General features: G+C 54.8%; 18 protein-coding genes and 2 tRNA genes. 11 read left to right on the top strand and 9 right to left on the bottom strand.

Annotation, left to right across the window (positions count from 1 at the left end; genetic code table 11):
- Positions 1-7 precede the first annotated feature (7 nt).
- The gene (gene katG / locus OU789_RS05465) at positions 8-2,182 is read left to right on the top strand and encodes a catalase/peroxidase HPI (protein WP_274653952.1); all 2,175 of its coding nucleotides are present in this window, start codon (positions 8-10) and stop codon (positions 2,180-2,182) included.
- A gap of 475 nt (positions 2,183-2,657) precedes the next feature.
- Here the strand turns inward: katG and OU789_RS05470 are convergent.
- Together OU789_RS05470 and OU789_RS05475 are read right to left on the bottom strand one after the other, a co-directional pair.
- Positions 2,658-2,732 (bottom strand) — tRNA-Asn (locus OU789_RS05470).
- Positions 2,733-2,803: 71 nt separating this feature from the next.
- A complete protein-coding gene (locus OU789_RS05475) occupies positions 2,804-3,739 on the bottom strand; it encodes an MBL fold metallo-hydrolase (RefSeq protein ID WP_274653954.1) in 936 nt (311 codons plus the stop codon).
- 42 nt (positions 3,740-3,781) lie between these two features.
- On the opposite strand from OU789_RS05475, the gene OU789_RS05480 reads away from it, so the two are divergent.
- Positions 3,782-5,110: an ATP-binding protein gene (locus OU789_RS05480; protein WP_274653956.1), complete on the top strand. Its 1,329-nt coding sequence runs from the start codon at positions 3,782-3,784 to the stop codon at positions 5,108-5,110.
- A gap of 35 nt (positions 5,111-5,145) precedes the next feature.
- Here the strand turns inward: OU789_RS05480 and OU789_RS05485 are convergent.
- Positions 5,146-5,222: transfer RNA gene (locus OU789_RS05485), tRNA-Ile, on the bottom strand.
- A 234-nt stretch (positions 5,223-5,456) separates the two neighbouring features.
- Between OU789_RS05485 and purM the strand changes: the two genes are divergently transcribed.
- The 3 genes from purM to rnd all read left to right on the top strand — a co-directional run bounded on the left by purM (position 5,457) and on the right by rnd (position 8,327).
- Entirely contained in the window at positions 5,457-6,503 is a 1,047-nt protein-coding gene (gene purM, locus OU789_RS05490) for a phosphoribosylformylglycinamidine cyclo-ligase (RefSeq protein ID WP_274653958.1), read from the top strand.
- Complete coding sequence (gene purN, locus OU789_RS05495; RefSeq protein WP_274653960.1) at positions 6,500-7,093, top strand: phosphoribosylglycinamide formyltransferase; 594 nt, start codon at positions 6,500-6,502, stop codon at positions 7,091-7,093. Before purM ends, purN begins: the two co-directional genes overlap by 4 nt.
- 76 nt (positions 7,094-7,169) lie before the next feature.
- Positions 7,170-8,327, top strand: coding sequence for a ribonuclease D (gene rnd / locus OU789_RS05500; RefSeq protein WP_274653962.1), 1,158 nt, complete (start codon positions 7,170-7,172; stop codon positions 8,325-8,327).
- Between the two features lie 33 nt (positions 8,328-8,360).
- On the opposite strand, the gene OU789_RS05505 is transcribed toward rnd, so the two are convergent.
- The gene (locus OU789_RS05505) at positions 8,361-8,834 is read right to left on the bottom strand and encodes a hypothetical protein (RefSeq protein WP_274653964.1); all 474 of its coding nucleotides are present in this window, start codon (positions 8,832-8,834) and stop codon (positions 8,361-8,363) included.
- A 161-nt stretch (positions 8,835-8,995) separates the two neighbouring features.
- Here OU789_RS05505 and OU789_RS05510 point away from each other — a divergent pair, with 161 nt between their 5' ends.
- A complete protein-coding gene (locus OU789_RS05510) occupies positions 8,996-9,418 on the top strand; it encodes a SufE family protein (protein ID WP_274653966.1) in 423 nt (140 codons plus the stop codon).
- Between the two features lie 9 nt (positions 9,419-9,427).
- Here OU789_RS05510 and OU789_RS05515 read toward each other — a convergent pair whose 3' ends face one another.
- The 5 genes from OU789_RS05515 to OU789_RS05535 form a co-directional block, all read right to left on the bottom strand.
- Complete coding sequence (locus OU789_RS05515; protein WP_274653968.1) at positions 9,428-10,072, bottom strand: DUF1638 domain-containing protein; 645 nt, start codon at positions 10,070-10,072, stop codon at positions 9,428-9,430.
- A gap of 26 nt (positions 10,073-10,098) precedes the next feature.
- A complete protein-coding gene (locus OU789_RS05520; RefSeq protein WP_274653970.1) occupies positions 10,099-10,296 on the bottom strand; it encodes a hypothetical protein in 198 nt (65 codons plus the stop codon).
- 106 nt (positions 10,297-10,402) lie between these two features.
- Entirely contained in the window at positions 10,403-11,095 is a 693-nt protein-coding gene (locus OU789_RS05525; RefSeq protein WP_274653971.1) for a corrinoid protein, read from the bottom strand.
- 178 nt (positions 11,096-11,273) lie between these two features.
- Positions 11,274-12,287: a betaine--homocysteine S-methyltransferase gene (gene bmt / locus OU789_RS05530; protein ID WP_263953447.1), complete on the bottom strand. Its 1,014-nt coding sequence runs from the start codon at positions 12,285-12,287 to the stop codon at positions 11,274-11,276.
- Between the two features lie 219 nt (positions 12,288-12,506).
- A complete protein-coding gene (locus OU789_RS05535; protein WP_263953446.1) occupies positions 12,507-12,821 on the bottom strand; it encodes a DUF1476 domain-containing protein in 315 nt (104 codons plus the stop codon).
- Between the two features lie 172 nt (positions 12,822-12,993).
- Here OU789_RS05535 and purC point away from each other — a divergent pair, with 172 nt between their 5' ends.
- From purC to OU789_RS05560, 5 genes are all read left to right on the top strand, one after another.
- Positions 12,994-13,755, top strand: coding sequence for a phosphoribosylaminoimidazolesuccinocarboxamide synthase (purC, locus tag OU789_RS05540; RefSeq protein ID WP_263953445.1), 762 nt, complete (start codon positions 12,994-12,996; stop codon positions 13,753-13,755).
- Positions 13,756-13,767: 12 nt separating this feature from the next.
- Positions 13,768-13,998, top strand: a complete 231-nt coding sequence (gene purS, locus OU789_RS05545; protein ID WP_263953444.1) for a phosphoribosylformylglycinamidine synthase subunit PurS — start codon at positions 13,768-13,770, stop codon at positions 13,996-13,998.
- A 57-nt stretch (positions 13,999-14,055) separates the two neighbouring features.
- Complete coding sequence (purQ, locus tag OU789_RS05550) at positions 14,056-14,724, top strand: phosphoribosylformylglycinamidine synthase subunit PurQ (protein ID WP_263953443.1); 669 nt, start codon at positions 14,056-14,058, stop codon at positions 14,722-14,724.
- Between the two features lie 164 nt (positions 14,725-14,888).
- Positions 14,889-16,631, top strand: coding sequence for a sensor histidine kinase (locus tag OU789_RS05555; RefSeq protein WP_394358506.1), 1,743 nt, complete (start codon positions 14,889-14,891; stop codon positions 16,629-16,631).
- A gap of 7 nt (positions 16,632-16,638) precedes the next feature.
- Positions 16,639-17,970 carry a sigma-54-dependent transcriptional regulator gene (locus tag OU789_RS05560; protein ID WP_263953442.1) on the top strand — a complete coding sequence of 444 codons (1,332 nt, stop codon included), beginning with the start codon at positions 16,639-16,641 and terminating at the stop codon, positions 17,968-17,970.
- Positions 17,971-18,401: the final 431 nt, after the last annotated feature.

Here is an 18,401-nt window from a genome sequence, read left to right on the forward strand (position 1 = left end):
ATAAAACATGACGAAACCTTCGGATACTTCAGGCGGCGGATGCCCCGTCATGCACGGTGCACTCACCGAATCGGGTGATACAGTGATGGCGTGGTGGCCCAAGGCGTTGAACCTCGACATTCTTCATCAGCACGACACCAAGACAAACCCGATGGGCGAAGATTTCGACTATCGTGAAGAAGTGAAATCTCTGGATTTCGAAGCGGTCAAAGAAGACATGCGCGCACTTCTGAAGGACAGTCAGGAATGGTGGCCTGCGGACTGGGGGCACTATGGCGGTTTGATGATCCGTTTGGCGTGGCACTCTGCTGGTTCTTATCGTCTTGCCGATGGACGTGGTGGTGCTGGTGGCGGCAACATCCGTTTTGCGCCGTTGAACTCTTGGCCAGATAACGCAAGCCTTGATAAGGCGCGTCGCCTGCTTTGGCCGTTGAAAAAGAAATACGGTAACAAGCTTAGCTGGGCTGATCTGATCGTTCTGTCCGGCACAATCGCTTATGAAGATATGGGCCTTAAAACATTCGGCTTCTCCTTTGGCCGAGAGGATATCTGGCACCCAGAGAAAGACGTGTATTGGGGCGCGGAGAAAGAATGGCTTGCGCCAAGTGACGAGCGTTATGGCGACGTGGGTAAGCCCGATACCATGGAAAACCCACTCGCTGCTGTTCAGATGGGCCTCATCTACGTGAACCCGGAAGGTGTAAACGGAACGCCTGATCCTCTCAAAACAGCCCAGCATATTCGCGAAACCTTTAGCCGTATGGCGATGAACGACGAAGAAACCGCCGCGCTGACTGCGGGTGGTCACACTGTTGGTAAAGCGCACGGCAATGGCGATGCGGAAACGCTCGGTGCAGAGCCGGAAGCCGCTGGCCTTGAAGATCAGGGTATGGGCTGGAGCAACGCCAACCAAAATGGACTGGCGAGCAAGGCTGTAACATCCGGTATCGAAGGCGCATGGACAGCAGAGCCAACCAAGTTTGACATGGGCTTTTTCGAAATGCTGTTCGGCCATGAGTGGGAACTGCGGAAATCTCCCGCGGGCGCGCAACAGTGGGAGCCGGTGGACATTAAGGAAGAAGACAAGCCGCTTGATGCTTCCGATCCATCAAAGCGCCGCAATCCGATGATGACAGATGCGGATATGGCCATGAAAATGGATCCGGGATTCAACGCGATTTGTCAGAAATTCATGGCAGATCCGAAGTACTTCGAAGAGACGTTCGCGCGCGCATGGTTCAAACTTACCCACCGCGATATGGGACCGAACCAACGCTATATCGGGCCGGATGCACCTAAAGAAGATCTGATCTGGCAGGATCCGGTTCCAGCTGGTAGCACAGGATATGATGTAGAGAAGGCCAAGGAAGCAATCGCAAACTCCGGTCTGTCTCTCACTGAGTTGGTTACAACTGCATGGGACAGCGCGCGCACGTTCCGCGGCTCTGACATGCGTGGTGGTGCCAATGGTGCTCGTATCCGCCTTGCGCCACAGAAAGACTGGGTTGCAAACGAGCCAGAGCAGCTTGCCAAAGTGCTTGCGGTTTACGAAGGCCTGAGCGCAGAAACTGGCGCATCGATTGCCGATTTGATCGTTCTGGGCGGTAACCTTGGCGTTGAGCAGGCTGCCAAAGCGGCAGGCTATGACGTGACTGTTCCGTTCGCACCCGGACGTGGCGATGCGAGTGCGGAAATGACCGATGAAGAGTCTTTCGCTCCGCTTGAGCCAAATGCAGATGGGTTCCGCAACTTCACCAAAGCCGATTTCGTTGTGACACCTGAAGAGATGCTGCTTGATCGTGCACAGCTCATGGGGCTGACAGCCAAAGAGATGACTGTACTTGTCGGCGGAATGCGCGTTATGGGCACCAACTACGGCGGCACAGGGCATGGCGTATTCACAAATAAACCCGGCGCGCTAAGCACCGATTTCTTTGTGAACCTCACCGATATGGCGAATAAGTGGGAGCCAGCGAGCAAATCAACCTATAACATCAACGACCGCGCTACTGGTGAAACCAAGTGGACAGCAACGCGCGTTGATCTTGTGTTCGGCTCGAACTCCGTCCTTCGCGCTTATGCCGAGGTGTATGCCCAAGACGACAATGGCGCGAAATTCGTCAATGACTTTGTTGCCGCATGGACCAAGGTCATGAACGCAGATCGGTATGATCTGGCATAAAGCAATGCCCTAGATATCTGCCAAACTGCGGATCAAATGAATAAGGCCCCCACGCACCGCGTCGGGGGCCTTTTTTTAGGGCGGCTGATAATTGGAACCCGATCAGTCTCAGTCGTGCGCTTAGGCCTGTTCCGTTTTCCACTTTTCGAACTTGTCGAGATTTGACTGCGTGTGATCGCCGTTGCTCAATACGCCCTGAATGAATGCGTTATGAATGGCATAATTACTCAGCAGGTTCGGGGGCTCACGTTTTTAGGGTGTCGAGCGTTTACGTCGGAGCAGATGGCCTATCCGTCATGCTCAATCTGCCCAATGATCCCGCCGCTGAAGGTCACGGTGCTCGCAATGAAGCCCGAATTGACGCATGACTTTTCATCACACGACGGCAGACTAACCGCAAAACGAGATGCGTTTGCGTCAGTTTTATATATTTGCGGAAAAATACCCTCAAACCTTTGAGACCTAAGGGGTTAATTGGCTCCGGCGGTAGGGATCGAACCTACGACCAATTGATTAACAGTCAACTGCTCTACCGCTGAGCTACGCCGGACCATGACGGGCGATATAGCAACTCGGTTTTGCGGCGTCCAGAGGGATTTGACAGAAAAATCAAAAAAACAGCTAACTCTTGGTAATTAGCGAATATTGTCCGCGTGTTCCAAGCGGTCCAGAAACTCTTGCAATATTCTTATTATTCAAATCAATGAGATGCGCGAGGGTGTTACGAGAGGCCGCAGGGAGCAGGGCTTTGGGGATGTCGGTATAGATTTTGTGAGTGATCGCGGAGAGAGACTGTGGTTCATCCGTAAGCGCGGCAAGTATCTGCGACTCGCGGTCATTCCGGTGTTTGCGCAGCGCTTGGATCACAGAGTCGGGCTCTGAAACCGCGGGCCCGTGGCCTGGTAGAAGGTACTCGGCACCGGTGCCAAGCAACTTATCAAGTGACGCGCGATATTGGCTTAGGTCGCCGTCTGGCGGTGAGATGAGCGTGCTTGCCCATCCCATTATGTGATCGCCAGAAAACAGGAGATCCCCCCAGCGAAAGCAAAGGTGATTGCAGAAATGACCGGGCGTATGAATTGCTGTAAGGGTGTGTGACCCTACTTTTAGGGTTTGACCATCGGCGAGGCGTTGATCTGGCGCAAAGTCGGTGTCCACGCCTTCGCCGCCTTCAATATCACCTGTCGCCGCGAGCGCGTTCATTTGAGGAGTGCGGCCGTCGGTCGATTTGCCGAACGCATAGATCGGTGCGCCGCATGCCAAAGATAGTTGTCGGGCGAGGGGGGAGTGATCAAGATGACTATGAGTAACAAGGATGGCGCTCACCTCGGAAGTGCCGACAGCTTCTAATATTGCTTTGAGGTGATCTGGATTGTCTGGGCCGGGATCGATGATCGCGATGTTGTCCGTGCCGATGAAATAGGTGTTTGTACCCCAATAGGTCATAGGCGAGGGATTAGGCGCAAGGAGAACACGAAGGCCATCGGCAAGGTCCGTGATCTGTCCGGCTTGTGGCGGCTTGGTTAAGACAGCAATATCTTTTGGCGCGGTCGTCATTATGCGGCTTTCCTAATCGCAAGGGCTTGGGTACGGTTTGGCATGTTCTTTGCCTGGCTAAAGAAATTTACGCCGCGCGGTATTTACGCGCGGGCCTCGCTCATTCTGTTGTTGCCAATTGTGGTAATCCAGATTGTGGTGTCGATCATCTTCGTTCAGCGTCTATATGACGACGTTACAGCGCAAATGACAAACAATCTGTCATATGAACTGCGCTATGTCGTCGAAAGGATCAACGAAGCAGAGAGTGAGGCCGAGGCCGTTGGCGTTGCACAGGACTTGTCACAGGAATTCGGACTGTCGATCTTGTTCCGAGATGATGAGGAAGCGGCAACGTCGCGCAGTTTTGTTGACCTGTCCGGCCGGTCGATTATCGCGACACTGGAGGAGCAATTTCCAGAGGGCGTCGAGGTCAATCTGGCCCGAAGTTGGAGCCGTGTGCTTTTGTGGCTTCCGACCGATCATGGACAAATTCGAGTCGTGTTCCAGCGCTCGCGCGTATCGGCGCGAAATCCACACCAGCTTCTTGTTCTGACGCTTTCAACGTCAATCCTGCTGGCAATTATTTCATTTATTTTCTTGCGCAATCAAATGCGTCCGATCCGACGTCTTGCGAAGGCATCCTCTGCTTTTGGTAAGGGGCGCGTGGTGCCGTATCGCCCATCCGGAGCGCTAGAGGTCCGGGCAGCGGGGCGGGCGTTTCTTGATATGCGGCACCGTATCGAGCGACATATCGAGCAGCGGACCATGATGCTGTCGGGTGTATCGCATGATCTTAGAAGTCCGCTGACTCGCTTTAAGCTTGGGCTTTCGATGCTGGAGCAAAGTGATGATGTGAAAGCGCTCGAAGAAGACGTGAACGAGATGGAGCGGTTGCTTGACGCTTTTCTTGAGTTCGCGCGTTCCGATGTTGGCGAAGAAGCTGTGGAATGCGCACTTCTTCCTTTGGTAACGGCCTCGATTGCTGATTTGCGCCGTGGCGGCGGGGATGTGCAGCTTGTCGAGGTCAGCGGCATTGAAGAAACAGATTTGTTTATGCTGCGTCCGGTTGGGGTGCGTCGTGCTTTGGATAACCTGCTTATGAACGCGCTGCGCTACGGTGGCGCTGCAGAGGTGAGCATCACAGCCACAGAGCGAACATTGCGGATTTCAGTTGAGGACCCTGGCCCTGGCATACCTAAGGCAGATCGGGAAGAAGCGCTTAAACCGTTTTCAAGGCTGGTTCCGGCACGAAATCAGAACAGGGGATCAGGTGTTGGGCTTGGCTTGGCGATTGCTGCTGATGTGGCGCGCACCCATGGTGGAGCGCTGAAACTTGGGCGCAGCGAACGTTTGGGTGGCTTGCAGGCGGATTTGATCCTGGCTCGGTAGCGTTTTTACGAAAATAATCGGAAAACTGGCGGAAATGGTAGGCCCGGAGGGACTTGAACCCCCAACCAAAGCGTTATGAGCGCTCTGCTCTAACCAATTGAGCTACAGGCCCGCCTGACGGGTTGATTACGCAGCTTCGCTAGGGGCGTCAAGCGGCATTGGCTATGGGCGGGCGTTGTTTTCCAATAGGTCACCAATTCGCACAGGTTATTGAGCGTTATCCGTTCGTCTTTGTGGAACAGAATTCTGCATGTCGCGCTAATTTCTGGCTGTCAAACGCGCAATGAAGGTTCCAATTTAACCACCCTTAGGCTAAAGCAGCGCCAACAGCGAGAAAGGTGCTCCGATGACCCAAGGAAAAAACGGCCTGACCTATGCAGACGCAGGCGTGGATATTGACGCAGGCAACGCGCTGATCGACCGGATCAAGCCAGCTGCAAAAAAGACCGCGCGATCTGGTGTGATGGCTGGTCTCGGCGGATTTGGGGCGCTCTTTGACCTTAAGGATGCTGGCTATAAAGACCCAATTCTGGTTGCAGCAACCGATGGTGTCGGCACCAAGCTTCGAATTGCGATTGATACGGGCAATGTGGATACAATCGGCATTGATCTTGTCGCAATGTGCGTAAACGATCTTGTGTGTCAGGGCGCGGAGCCACTGTTTTTCCTTGATTATTTCGCCACAGGCAAACTTGAACTGGATCAGGCCACAGCGATCATCAATGGCATTGCCAAAGGCTGCGAGCTTTCGGGGGCGGCGCTGATCGGTGGCGAAACCGCCGAGATGCCAGGCATGTACCATGACGGCGATTTTGACCTCGCGGGGTTTGCCGTTGGCGCGATGGAACGCGGCGCTGACTTGCCTGCAGACGTCGCTGAAGGCGATGTGCTGCTTGGTTTGGCGAGCGATGGTGTGCATTCCAACGGGTATTCTCTGGTACGAAAAATTGTTGAGGTTTCGGGCCTTGGCTGGGACGCCGACTCGCCCTTTGGAGAGGGTTCGCTTGGCGCGGCACTTCTGGCGCCGACACGCCTCTATGTTAAGCAAACGCTTGCTGCTGTGCGGGCAGGCGGGGTGCATGCTCTTGCCCATATCACAGGTGGCGGTCTCACAGAAAACTTGCCGCGTGTTTTGCCGGAAGGGCTAGGCGCAGATATCGATCTTGGTGCATGGGAGTTGCCGCCGGTATTTAGCTGGCTCGCTGGTGTCGCCAAAATCGAAGAGGCCGAACTGCTCAAGACCTTCAACTCTGGTATCGGTATGGTGCTTTCGGTTGACGCAAGCCGCGCTGAGGCAATTGCTGAATTGCTAAGTGCAGAGGGTGAAACAGTATTTACCATTGGCCGTGTGACCAAGGGCGAAGGCGTTCGCTATACAGGGTCGCTTCTTTGAGCAAACGCGTTGCAATCCTGATCTCAGGGGGGGGCTCCAACATGGTGTCGCTCTGTGAGGATATGGTGGGCGATCATCCCGCACGCCCCTGTTTGGTGCTGTCGAACAACCCTGATGCAGGCGGTCTTGCCAAAGCGGCTGCGCGCGGGATCGAGACTGTCGCGATTGATCACCGTCCGTTCGGCAAAGACCGCGCGGCATTTGATGCTGCTGTGACAGACGCCTTGGAGCGTGCAGAGCCAGATGTGATTTGCCTCGCAGGGTTCATGCGTATCCTGACACCGGAATTCACGGCGCGTTGGGAAGGGCGGATGCTCAATATCCATCCATCGCTGCTTCCGAAATACAAAGGGTTAAACACCCATGCTCGTGCAATCGAAGCAGGCGATGCCGAAGCTGGATGTTCCGTGCATGAAGTGACCGCGGAGCTTGATGGAGGCCCGATTCTCGGCCAAGCGCGGGTGCCAATTCTTGAAGGAGACACGCCCGATGGGCTTGCGGCACGTATCCTTCCTCTTGAACATAAGCTTTATCCGGCGGTGCTGCGTCGGTTTATCAAAGGCGAACGCGAGCTTTTGAACTTGTCCTGACGGGTTCTCTTTCCTTTCTGCAACTCTTTGCCTAAGATCGCAGAAACTGAAAGAACAAGAAAAAGTACAGCGCTATATGATCACCATTACAACGACGGCCGAGTTGGAAGCCTTTTGTCAAAGGGCGGCCACGATGCCCTATGTGACTGTTGATACGGAATTCCTGCGCGAGCGCACCTATTATTCCAAACTTTGCCTCGTGCAATTGGCCGTCAAAGGCGATGCCGAAGAAGACGCAGTTTTGGTCGATCCGCTGGTTGAAGGCCTGTCGCTGGCGCCGCTTTATGAGCTCTTTGCCAACGAAAACGTTGTGAAGGTCTTCCATGCCGCGCGGCAGGATCTCGAGATTTTCTACATAGAGGGCAATGTCCTTCCAAAGCCACTGTTTGACACCCAGATTGCCGCGATGGTTTGTGGGTTCGGCGAGCAGGTTGGCTATGAGACCTTGGTCAAGAAAGTGGCCAAAGCCCAGATTGACAAGACCTCGCGCTTTACCGATTGGTCGCGCCGCCCGCTGACTGATGCGCAAAAGAATTATGCGCTGGCCGATGTGACGCATCTGCGGGTGATCTATGAGTTCCTTGCCGAAGAACTAAAGAAGTCCAATCGGTCTAAATGGGTAGAAGAAGAAATTCAGGTGCTCATGAGCCCCGCGACCTATATCGTCGAACCAGAAAATGCTTGGAAGCGGGTCAAAACCCGCACCAACAGCGCCAAGTTCATGGGCGTGGTTATGGAGCTTGCAAAGTTCCGTGAAAGCTATGCCCAGAGCCGCAACATCCCGCGCAATCGTGTGTTTAAGGATGATGCATTGCTCGAGCTTGCTTCAACCAAACCCAAAACAGGCCAAGACCTTGGCCGTAGCCGCTTGTTGCTACGAGAGGCGCGGCGGGGCGATATTGCAGATGGTATCCTTGCCGCCGTTGAAGCGGGCTTGTCGAAACCGGCTGACAAGTTGCCACGACCGGATCGGTCGCGCGACAAGCTACAGGTCAATCCGGCCTTGGCCGATCTTTTGCGAGTTTTGCTCAAGGCAAAGTGCGAAATTACCGGCGTGGCTCCGAAGCTCATCGCCAATTCCGCAGAGCTTGACCAGATCGCGGCAGGCGAGCGGGATGTTAAATCGCTCTCTGGTTGGCGGGCCGAGGTGTTCGGGCGGGACGCATTGCGCCTATGCCGTGGCGAAGTCGCTTTGGCGCTTAAAGGCCAGACCGTGGATGTGGTTGACGTCTGACCTCTGGGTCAGACTGCCCCGTTGCCGATTAAATTAGCGTTTGCTTTTAGTGCGGCTGTTGTTTGCGCCGACCACGCGAATTTGGCGAATATTCCGAAGCTCTATGTTCGATAGGAAATAGGCAACCCAAACCTCGCGAGAGAGCTCTGTTGAAACGGGCTGTTGTGTCGGCGGTTTCGCGGCACGAAATTCGAGTGTGAGAGTTCCGTTTTCCGGAATGTTATTGGTCGGCGAGATAAGATCGGCGCGATAATACCCTTGGGTTGGTGGCATACCCATAGCAGCGACGACAACGCCGCCCTGTGTCGGTTCAATCCTCAATTCTCGCACATCGGCAATCAGGTTTCGCGGATCCGTAACCGTTACATAGCCTTCTTCGGGCTCGAGCTGCTGGTCCGAGCTATCGCCATCAAACCAGTTAAGCGGATTGTAATTGGAATCCGAAACGCTGCTGCATCCCGCCAGAAAAAGCGCACATGTTGCAAGGGCCAGAGTTTGGTTCTTCATGGCGGGTATTCCTTACGCGACTGAAAACTCATCAATATGTGAAAGGCGTAGCGCACTCTGGGCATTTTGAAAAGGCCGCGAATGGAAAAGCGTCAAACCGCCTCTGGACCTTTAGCGTTCTGACGCCTAACTGTTGGCACGAATTAGCGACGGAGCAGACAATGGCAAGTCAGGCATTTGAGGAAATTGCGGAAACGTTTGAGTTCCTGGACGATTGGGAAGACCGCTATCGGCACGTGATTGAGTTGGGGCAGGAGTTGGATGCGCTTGAGGAAGAATTCCGCGTTCCTGCCACCAAAGTGGACGGTTGTGCGTCGCAAGTGTGGTTGATGCCTGCGGTAAAAGGGCAGGGCGCAGATGCGATTTTCGATTTTCGCGGTGAAAGCGACGCAATGATCGTGCGTGGCCTCGTTGCCGTTTTGCATGCGCTATATTCTGGCCTGACGGTCCGTGAAGTGCTTGAGGTTGATGCGGGCGCTGAGCTTGGTCGTCTGGGACTTGATGAGCATCTATCTTCGCAGCGCTCCAACGGTGTGCGGTCTATGGTCGAGCGTATCCGTCGAATTGCACAAGAGACGCTTTAGTTTGCAGCGTTAGGCGCGCGATAGCTCGCGTTTAAGATCGCCATAGCCCGTAAGCCGCCGTTCAAACGCAAGGCCAAGCCGCTCTGCACAGGCGCGCGCTTTTTCTGTGAGTGCGGGGTTGTCTGTTTGGGCTTGGTACACAAGTTTGGTGTAGTTGCCAAAATAGGCATCTCGAAGCTGGGGATGACGATCAAGGCCCATGGGTTTAATGACAAAGGCATCAAACTGCCGAACCAGAAAGTCGGTTAGGTAAAAGGCGGTGATTTCATCGTCGTGGGCAGCGAAAGCATCGACACCCTCATAAAACGCATAGCAATGCGAGCCGCGTACCATCTCGATGCCTTGTTCTGCGCAATAAGCGGCAAGCTGTCCGCCCGTGCCGCAATCTGCATAGACGACAAAGATACTGTTGAAATTTTCGCGCTCTTCGTTGACAACACGGGCCACCTCGGAGGTGATCTTCTCGGGGAACAGATGCAGCTTTGCCGGAAGGCAACGCAGGGCGAGGTGATCCCAACCATTCAGCTCTTTGAGGGCCAAAATTTCATGTGCAAGCGCGCCGCAGGCGATCAAAAGGGTAGAACCGGACTTCACCGGCGCGATCTCTTGGTCGGTTAGCGTTTGGTCGTTTATCGGTTGATCGCCGGTAGACATGTGAAGCCCCTGAGAGCGAGTTGGAGTTACGTGTCGGTTTGGTCAGCTTCAAAACGGGCTCTGACAACGCGAACCGCGACATAGGCCAATAGCATCAGAGGGCCGATCAACATGCCAACCCACGGTGCAGAGATGCTATCGGCAAGGAAACTGCCGATAAATACGGTCCCTGCGGCCGCAGCGAAAACGGCACTCAGTAGAAGAATGAACTTATTGCGCGGCATGGGCACTCCAATCTTTGCGAAACCTGTGGTCTTTCAATGATATATGGAGCGCCGCATCTAATTTTTAGCCCTGAAGGTGCCGAAACAAGGTTGTCTCTGCTTTGCCTTAAAGCTGGTTGTGCCGCCGAGCTACGAGTTCCTTGGCCGTTTCCACAGCAACTGCCGCGTCACGACAATATGCATCTGCACCGATCGCTTTGCCGAACTCTTCGTTAAGCGGTGCGCCACCAACAAGTACGATGTAGTCGTTGCGGATGCCTTCCTGAACCATCGTATCAATCACGACCTTCATATAGGGCATGGTTGTGGTAAGCAGGGCGGACATTCCAAGGATATCCGCGTCTTCACGTTTAAGCGCATCAAGGTAGTCTTCAACAGGGTTGTTGATGCCGAGGTCGATTATCTCAAAGCCAGCGCCTTCCATCATCATGCCGACGAGGTTTTTGCCGATGTCGTGAATGTCGCCTTTGACTGTACCGATTACCATCTTGCCCATACGCGGCGCCCCGGTTTCGGCCAGAAGCGGTTTCAGGATTGCCATGCCACCCTTCATTGCGCCTGCTGCAAGCAAAACTTCAGGTACAAAGAGAATACCATCGCGGAAGTCGTGTCCCACGATTGTCATCCCCGCAACCAGAGCCTTGGTTAGAATGTCATAAGGAGCCCAGCCACGTTCCAAAAGGATTTCAACGGCTTCTTCGATTTCCTCTTTCATTCCGTCATAGAGATCGTCCTGCATCTGCAGCACGAGTTCATCGTCGGAAAGTTCGCTCAGGATGATGTCTTCGTCGTCAGCCATGGTCTGTCCCTATCAAAAAGGCGCGGGCGCGCGGGGTGGTCCTGTTATTCTTGGTCGGAGCGCTGCGGGTGTGTTTGGTGATTTACGACCAAAGCAGCGGAAATTCCGACCCCGTTGGGGGCAAAGCCCCGAAATTATGTCGTTTCCGCCAGTTTGCCTGCCGGAAGATACGATTTACTTAACCGCGGCGGCGGCGGCGTGTGCGCTCTGGTTTGGCTGCGTCTTCGCCGGTGCCGTCGCCCGCAGAAGAGAAACCGCCGAGGCGCTCTGTAATTGTTTCGAGCGAGGGGCGGGGGCCTTTCTCGCGCGTTTCCAGCGCCTCGCGCATCGCTTTCAAATGCTCAGGCGTGGTGCCGCAGCAGCCGCCGATGATTGTCGCGCCGCTGTCACGAGCAAGGCAGGCATAGTCAGCCATCAACTCGGGCGTGCCGTCATAGTGAATGTGGCCGTCGTGGAATTTCGGGATGCCCGCGTTGCCTTTAGAGATAAGCGGAACAACGGGACCGCGAGCCGAGAAACCTTGGACCGTGCGCAGCAAGTCACTCGCACCAACACCGCAGTTTGCGCCAAAGGCGAGCGGCTGGTTTTCGATCTTGGCAACGAGATCAACCAGATCAGACGAGGTTAGCCCCATCATCGTACGTCCAGCTGTGTCAAAGCTCATGGTACCGCACCAGTCGATATCTGCGAGTTTGAAAGCCTCAGCAGCGGCAAGGAATTCTTCGGCGGCGGAAATGGTTTCAACCCAAACCACATCAACGCCACCCTCTTTAAGAGCGGCGGCTTGCTCGTGGAACATCTCAACCGCAATCGCGTGTGTGAGGCTTCCCATCGGCTCCATGATTTCGCCAGTAGGCCCAACAGAACCAGCGACGATCACTGGGCGATCCTCTGCGTCTGCGATGTCGCGGGCGAGGTGTGCCGCGGCAATGTTCAACTCGCGAACGCGGTTTTGGGCGTCATGCAGCTTGAGGCGGCTGGCGTTGCCGCCGAATGTGTTGGTTAGGAACAGATCGCTGCCAGCATCAACAGCGCCGCTATAGAGCGCCTTGATTTTCTCTGGCTCTTCGACGTTCCAAAGCTCTGGTGCATCACCAGATGACAGCCCCATATTAAAGAGGTTGGTTCCGGTTGCCCCATCAGCGAGAATCCAATCCCTCTCCGAAAGCATGGCTTGCAGCGCGTTGGTCATTGGTTTCGCCTTTCAAAATACAGAAGTGGCCCCATAAACAAGGGCGTTTGCGCACCAGATGCCAGTTTTAGTCGGCAGGTGCAAATTCATAATGGTCATAATGATTGTGAAACTGGCTCAATTGCGGTGCGACTTGGGGTGCTAACATTGAGCATTCAGAAACAAAAAACGCGCCAGCGGTAAGGCTGACGCGTTTTGATAAGGTTTTTCTCGCGCGGATTAGTGCTCTTCGGCGATCTGCGCTTTGGCCTCTTTCATCGAATCTTCCATCTGTGCGCGGATGGTGGCTTCGTCGGCCTTGCCTTCAAGGTCTGCAACCAGCTTGCGCACGACGTCCTCGTGACCAGCTTCTTCGAAATCGGCTTTAACGACCTCTTTGGCGTAAGCTTCTGCAGCCTCACCGGTTTTTCCGAGCAACTCAGCAGCCCAGAGGCCGATAAGCTTGTTGCGGCGGGCGTCTGCTTTGAACTGCATATCCGCGTCATGCGCAAACTTGGCTTCGAATGCGTTTTCGCGATCGTCAAATGTCGTCATGTCTGGTCCTCAGAGGTGTAAGTGGTGTTCATTCTCAATATGTAACTTCGCGCACCGACCTGCAAGAGTGATGGTGATGCTTGCGGCAAAACGGTCCATGCCTTATAGGGCGCGCAAGTGATGTGGACTCGGGGTCTGCGTCTATCCACAGCATCCGAAGATCGGAGACCAGATGGCACGTCGTAAAAAGATCTATGAAGGTAAGGCAAAAACACTCTTTGAGGGGCCGGAACCAGGCACGTTGGTGCAGTATTTCAAGGATGATGCCACCGCATTCAACGCCGAAAAGCGCGATGTAATTGACGGCAAAGGCGTGTTGAACAACCGCTTGAGCGAGTTTTTCATGACGGGCCTGGCCAATATTGGCGTGCCGACTCACTTCATCAAACGCCTCAATATGCGAGAGCAGTTGATCAAGAGCGTCGAAATTGTTCCGCTCGAAGTGATTGTGCGCAACTTTGCCGCCGGATCTTTCTCCAAGCGAATGGGCGTCGAAGAAGGCACCCCGATGCCGCGCCCGATTGTAGAGTTTTCCTATAAGGACGACGCTCTAGGGGATCCGATGGTTCCCGAAGAATATATCATCGCCTTCGGATGGGCGAGCCAGCAGGACCTTGACGATATTATTTCGCTGGCTCTGCGCGTGAATGACTACCTATCTGGTGTTCTTTATGGGGTTGGCATCAAACTCGTAGATTTCAAGATCGAGATTGGTCGTATTTACGAAGGTGACTTCCCACGCCTGATCGTTGCCGATGAGATTAGCCCTGATAGTTGCCGTCTCTGGGATATCGAAACCGGACGCAAGCTCGATAAAGATGTATTCCGGCAGGATCTTGGCGATCTGGCCGATGCTTATACCGAGGTGGCGAAACGGCTTGGCGTCATGCCCAGCAACGTGACCCATACTCCAAAACCTACTCTGATTAACTAAGGACCGACTGCTATGAAAGCCCGCGTGCATGTGATGTTGAAGAATGGTGTTCTTGACCCGCAGGGGGCTGCGGTGCGCCGCGCGCTCGGAACGCTCGGTTTTGAAGGCGTAGAGAAGGTCCGGCAGGGCAAGATCATCGAACTCGACCTTGCCGATGGCACAACCGAAGACACAGTGAAAGACATGTGCGAGAAGCTGCTGGCCAATACAGTGATCGAAAGCTACTCGATCGAACTTGTATAACCCCACGCGTTTTCCCTTATTGGCCGCCAACTGCCTGACTCTGCAAAGGACATTCCCATGAAAGCCGCCGTCATCGTTTTCCCTGGATCAAACTGTGATCGTGATCTCGAAGTGGCGCTGCGCGACAGCGGCGCGGATGTGACCCGCGTTTGGCACAAGGACAGTGAATTACCTTCTGGTCTTGATTTTATCGGTGTGCCGGGCGGGTTTTCCTTTGGTGACTATCTGCGGTGCGGCGCGATTGCAGCGCAAAGCCCGATCTGTAAAGCGGTTGTCGAATTCGGACAAAAGGGCGGTTACGTCTTTGGCGTCTGCAACGGTTTTCAAATCCTGACCGAGACTGGCCTTCTTCCCGGCGCGCTTCTGCGCAATGCGGGTTTGAAGTACATTTGCCGCACGGTTCCGCTTGTGGTTCAAAATGCCGAAACCGCCTATACGCGCGGATATGAGCAGGGGCAGGTGATCAACATTCCAATCGCCCATCATGATGGCAATTATACCGCCGACCCGGACACTTTGGCGAAGCTCAAGGATGAAGGCCGCGTTGCCTTTACCTATGGCGAAAACCCGAACGGTTCCGCGGACGACATTGCCGGTGTACTAAGCGCCAACAAACGCGTTCTTGGTATGATGCCGCATCCTGAGCGTGCGTTCGAAGATGCGCATGGCAATTCCGACGGACAGGCGTTTTTCCGCTCGCTCGTCGAGGAAATGGTTTCCGCCTGATCTCCAGCGCTTGAGCACAGGTCCCTAGCGGCATAAGCTGGGGCATGGCCAACAAAAAATCCACGTCCACCTCTTCGGGTCGGGAACCCTTTGGCAAGACTTGGTTCTTGCCGCGCTCGGGTGGCCGCAGGTCACGTGCCGAGGCACGGGCGCGATTGCGTAGGATGAAGGCCAACCGTGGCGAAATGCGTATGTCATGGTGGCTTCGGCTTGGTGTGGTCTTGGCAATCGTAATCGCGGTGGCGATTGTCTGGTCCACCAATATCCTTTTGACAGACCGCTATACCGAATCCACGCGCAGCCGCGCGCAAGTGCGCCTTGCGCTTTATTCGGGTAATATTATCGCTGAAATTCAACAAAGCGCGGTTGTGCCACAGGTGTTGGCGCGTGATCCAGCGCTCGCCCTTGCGCTGACGTCTGGGGATTACTCGAAATCCAGCCAGCAGCTCATCTCCTATGCCAATGAAATCGGCATTGAGGGGCTCGCCTTAATGGATTCAGAAGGGCGGGTCGTCGCGGCGACAGACCGCAATCTTTTGGGTCAGAATGCGCGATCCTCGGCGGCATTTGTTGCGGCGACGCGCTCTGAGAAGTCGGTCTTTTCTTCCGGTACGAGCGAAGCAGGGCTCTCGCGGTTCTCCTATTCGCAGAAGATATCCTTCAACGGCAATTTCATTGGTGTGATTGTTGTCGAAGTCGATTTGCGCCAGTTCGAGGTCGCGTGGAAAGGGTTTGCCGACGCGGTTATGGTGGCCGATTCCGAAGGGACGATCATCCTGACGACCGAACCGCGGTGGCGCGGGTTGAAAGAAGGCGAAGCCCTCGCGGCGCAATCGCCGTCTACCGCCATTGCCCGCGCGTTCAGTTCCGCGAATGAATGGACCAACTTGCCTGTAGATGCGTATCTACAGGGGGACTCCTTCATGCGGCAGGATGTGCGCATTCCGTTCCAAGGGTGGCGCATGACGAGCTTTACCTCCTATGAATCCGTGCGCGAACGGGTGAACGGGTTCCTTGCGCTCGAAATCATGACCTTTGCCATTCTGCTGGCGCTGGGCTTTTATGTCGTGTCGAGGCGTGCGCGCGTGTCTTCGATGTTTTTCCAAAATGAATCCGAAGAATTGCGGCGCCTGAACCAGCGGCTTCAGAGCGAGATTGCGGAGCGCGAGAAAGCCGAGAAGCACCTGGATATGGCAGAGCAAACCCTTGCTCAGAGCTCTAAACTTGCGGCGTTGGGAGAGATGTCCGCGGCCGTGAGCCACGAATTGAACCAACCGCTTGCCGCCATGAAAACTTATCTGGCGGGGGCCAAGCTACTTCTTCAACGCAAACGACCAGAAGAAGCAGCCGCGAGTTTTCAGCGGATTGACGACCTTATCGAACGCATGGGCGCGATTACAAAACAGCTTAAAAGCTATGCCCGAAAGGGCGGCGAAAGTTTTCAGCCCGTGGATGTTCGCACCGCGCTGTCTTCGGCCCTTGCTATGATGGAGCCGCAACTCAAGAGCCGGCAGGTCGAGGTGACACGTACAATTCCGAACGAACCCGTCTGGGTCATGGCCGACCAAATGCGGCTGGAGCAGGTGATTATCAACTTATTCCGCAACGCGCTCGACGCAACCAAAACGGCAAAATCACCCAAAGTTGATATTCTCCTAACCGCAGGAGAAACAGCGGTTTTGGCTTTGCGGGACAATGGCGACGGGATCGATGATCTCGACTCGCTATTTGAGCCGTTTTATACCACCAAGGCCCCCGGCGATGGGGTCGGACTCGGGCTGGCAATTTCCAGCGGCATCGTCAATGATTTTGGCGGTCGGTTGACCGCACGAAATGCAGAAGCAGGGGGGGCTGTATTTGAAGTTCAACTCCCCATATTAAGCGAAGAGTTTGAAGCAGCCGAATGAGGGCCTCATGGCAAAGGCAATGAAAATTGCAATCGTGGATGATGAAAAGGACATGCGTCAGTCCATCAGTCAATGGTTGGCGTTATCCGGATTTGACACGGAAACATTCGCGAGCGCTGAAGAGGCACTCAAGGTTGTTGGGCCGGATTATCCCGGTATCGTCGTGAGCGACATCCGCATGCCTGGAATGGATGGCATGGCGCTTTTGAAGAAGCTGATGAGCATTGATAGCGGGCTTCCCGTCATCATGATTACGGGTCACGGTGATGTGCCGATGGCTGTGGAGGCGATGCGGGTCGGAGCGTATGACTTCCTTGAAAAGCCGTTTAACCCCGACCAAATGACCCAATTGGCTAAGAAAGCCACCCAATCCCGTCGCCTGACACTCGACAGTCGCGCATTGCGTCGTGAGCTTGGTGATGGTGGCGCAGTGATGAAAAAGCTGATTGGTGCCAGCCCGGTCATGGAGCGGCTGCGCGAGGATATTCTCGATCTGGGGCAGGCGGACGGCCATGTTCTGATTGAAGGCGAAACCGGAACCGGAAAAACGCTTGTGGCCCACGCGTTGCACGCTGTCGGCGCGCGCGCAGGGAAGAAGTTCAAGCTGATCTCCTGCGGTGCGTATGAAGAAGAAGAGCTTGCGCGACGCCTGTTTGGCCCGATTGAGGATGGCGGCAATCAACCACTTGTCGAGGATGCACGCGGCGGAACGCTCGTTCTCGAAGATATCGAAGCTCTAAGTCAGGCACTTCAGGCGCGGCTGCTGACCTTTATCAATGATCAGGGAACCCCCGCAGAAACGCGGATCATTGCGATTTGTAACCTTCAGGAACAGGGCAAAACCTGTGAAGATGCGCTGCGCCCCGATCTATTTTATCGCCTTGCCGCGCTTAAGATCACGCTGCCGCCGCTGCGCCAACGTGGCGAAGATATTTTGTTGCTGTTTACCCGTCTGTCAGAGCAATTCGCTGATGAATACGGCTGTGACGCGCCTGAAGTAAGCGCGCAAGAGGCTGCGCAGCTTTTGCAAGCGCCTTGGCCGGGTAACGTGCGCCAGCTTATTAATATTGCCGAGCGTGCCGTGTTACAAAATCGTCGTGGCACGGGGACGATCGCAAGCTTGTTGATGGCCGATAACGAAGAAGTTGCGCCGACAATGACAACAGAGGGCAAACCGCTCAAGGAATATGTCGAGGCATTTGAGCGTATGTTGATCGACAACACAATGCGCCGCCACAAGGGCAGTATCGTCTCTGTTATGGACGAGCTTTGCCTGCCGCGACGGACATTGAACGAGAAAATGGCGAAATATGCGCTGTCGCGCTCGGATTACCTCTAAGCACTGAAAAGTGACGGGTTGCGGGGCGTTTGACATGGTGTTAACCGCCATCTTTCGCCCCCGTTTCGTGTTGTAGGGTATTTTCCCCATTGTAATTGCCTGTAGAAGCCCATTAGTATCGTGCTACGGTGGGCCGCCCTGATTTTGGGCTGTACCGCACGGAAAGTTTCGCTGCGACCGGCGGGACGGAGCCAAGGCTCTGGCGACGGCGCAGACCGATAGGCCGAAAGGCCACTAATTTGCCCGAGAGGCCGCAAGCCGGCCCGGGCGCATGAACGGGTGCCTCCGCAATTGGACGACGTTGTCGCTAGCTGCAGAGAGCATCGGAGAAGAAACGCGATGAGACGCGCCGGAGATCAGAGGCTGGAGGCAAGAGCGAGCGTAAGCGCCGCCCCTAAAGCCATGCCGCGACTCCTGGACACGCAGTTCGC

The organism is Halocynthiibacter sp. C4 (assembly GCF_028823805.1).
In the GTDB taxonomy this organism is placed as follows: Bacteria; Pseudomonadota; Alphaproteobacteria; order Rhodobacterales; family Rhodobacteraceae; genus Falsihalocynthiibacter; species Falsihalocynthiibacter halioticoli.

Excerpts from the sequence above, each read along its gene's own strand:
- katG (WP_274653952.1), top strand. The coding sequence starts at position 8 with ATGACGAAACCTTCGGATACTTCAGGCGGCGGATGCCCCGTCATGCAC.
- OU789_RS05475 (WP_274653954.1), bottom strand. The coding sequence starts at position 3,739 with ATGACGACCGCGCCAAAAGATATTGCTGTCTTAACCAAGCCGCCACAA.
- OU789_RS05480 (WP_274653956.1), top strand. The coding sequence starts at position 3,782 with ATGTTCTTTGCCTGGCTAAAGAAATTTACGCCGCGCGGTATTTACGCG.
- purM (WP_274653958.1), top strand. The coding sequence starts at position 5,457 with ATGACCCAAGGAAAAAACGGCCTGACCTATGCAGACGCAGGCGTGGAT.
- rnd (WP_274653962.1), top strand. The coding sequence starts at position 7,170 with ATGATCACCATTACAACGACGGCCGAGTTGGAAGCCTTTTGTCAAAGG.
- OU789_RS05505 (WP_274653964.1), bottom strand. The coding sequence starts at position 8,834 with ATGAAGAACCAAACTCTGGCCCTTGCAACATGTGCGCTTTTTCTGGCG.
- OU789_RS05510 (WP_274653966.1), top strand. The coding sequence starts at position 8,996 with ATGGCAAGTCAGGCATTTGAGGAAATTGCGGAAACGTTTGAGTTCCTG.
- OU789_RS05515 (WP_274653968.1), bottom strand. The coding sequence starts at position 10,072 with ATGTCTACCGGCGATCAACCGATAAACGACCAAACGCTAACCGACCAA.
- OU789_RS05520 (WP_274653970.1), bottom strand. The coding sequence starts at position 10,296 with ATGCCGCGCAATAAGTTCATTCTTCTACTGAGTGCCGTTTTCGCTGCG.
- OU789_RS05525 (WP_274653971.1), bottom strand. The coding sequence starts at position 11,095 with ATGGCTGACGACGAAGACATCATCCTGAGCGAACTTTCCGACGATGAA.
- bmt (WP_263953447.1), bottom strand. The coding sequence starts at position 12,287 with ATGACCAACGCGCTGCAAGCCATGCTTTCGGAGAGGGATTGGATTCTC.
- OU789_RS05535 (WP_263953446.1), bottom strand. The coding sequence starts at position 12,821 with ATGACGACATTTGACGATCGCGAAAACGCATTCGAAGCCAAGTTTGCG.
- purC (WP_263953445.1), top strand. The coding sequence starts at position 12,994 with ATGGCACGTCGTAAAAAGATCTATGAAGGTAAGGCAAAAACACTCTTT.
- purS (WP_263953444.1), top strand. The coding sequence starts at position 13,768 with ATGAAAGCCCGCGTGCATGTGATGTTGAAGAATGGTGTTCTTGACCCG.
- purQ (WP_263953443.1), top strand. The coding sequence starts at position 14,056 with ATGAAAGCCGCCGTCATCGTTTTCCCTGGATCAAACTGTGATCGTGAT.
- OU789_RS05555 (WP_394358506.1), top strand. The coding sequence starts at position 14,889 with ATGAAGGCCAACCGTGGCGAAATGCGTATGTCATGGTGGCTTCGGCTT.
- OU789_RS05560 (WP_263953442.1), top strand. The coding sequence starts at position 16,639 with ATGGCAAAGGCAATGAAAATTGCAATCGTGGATGATGAAAAGGACATG.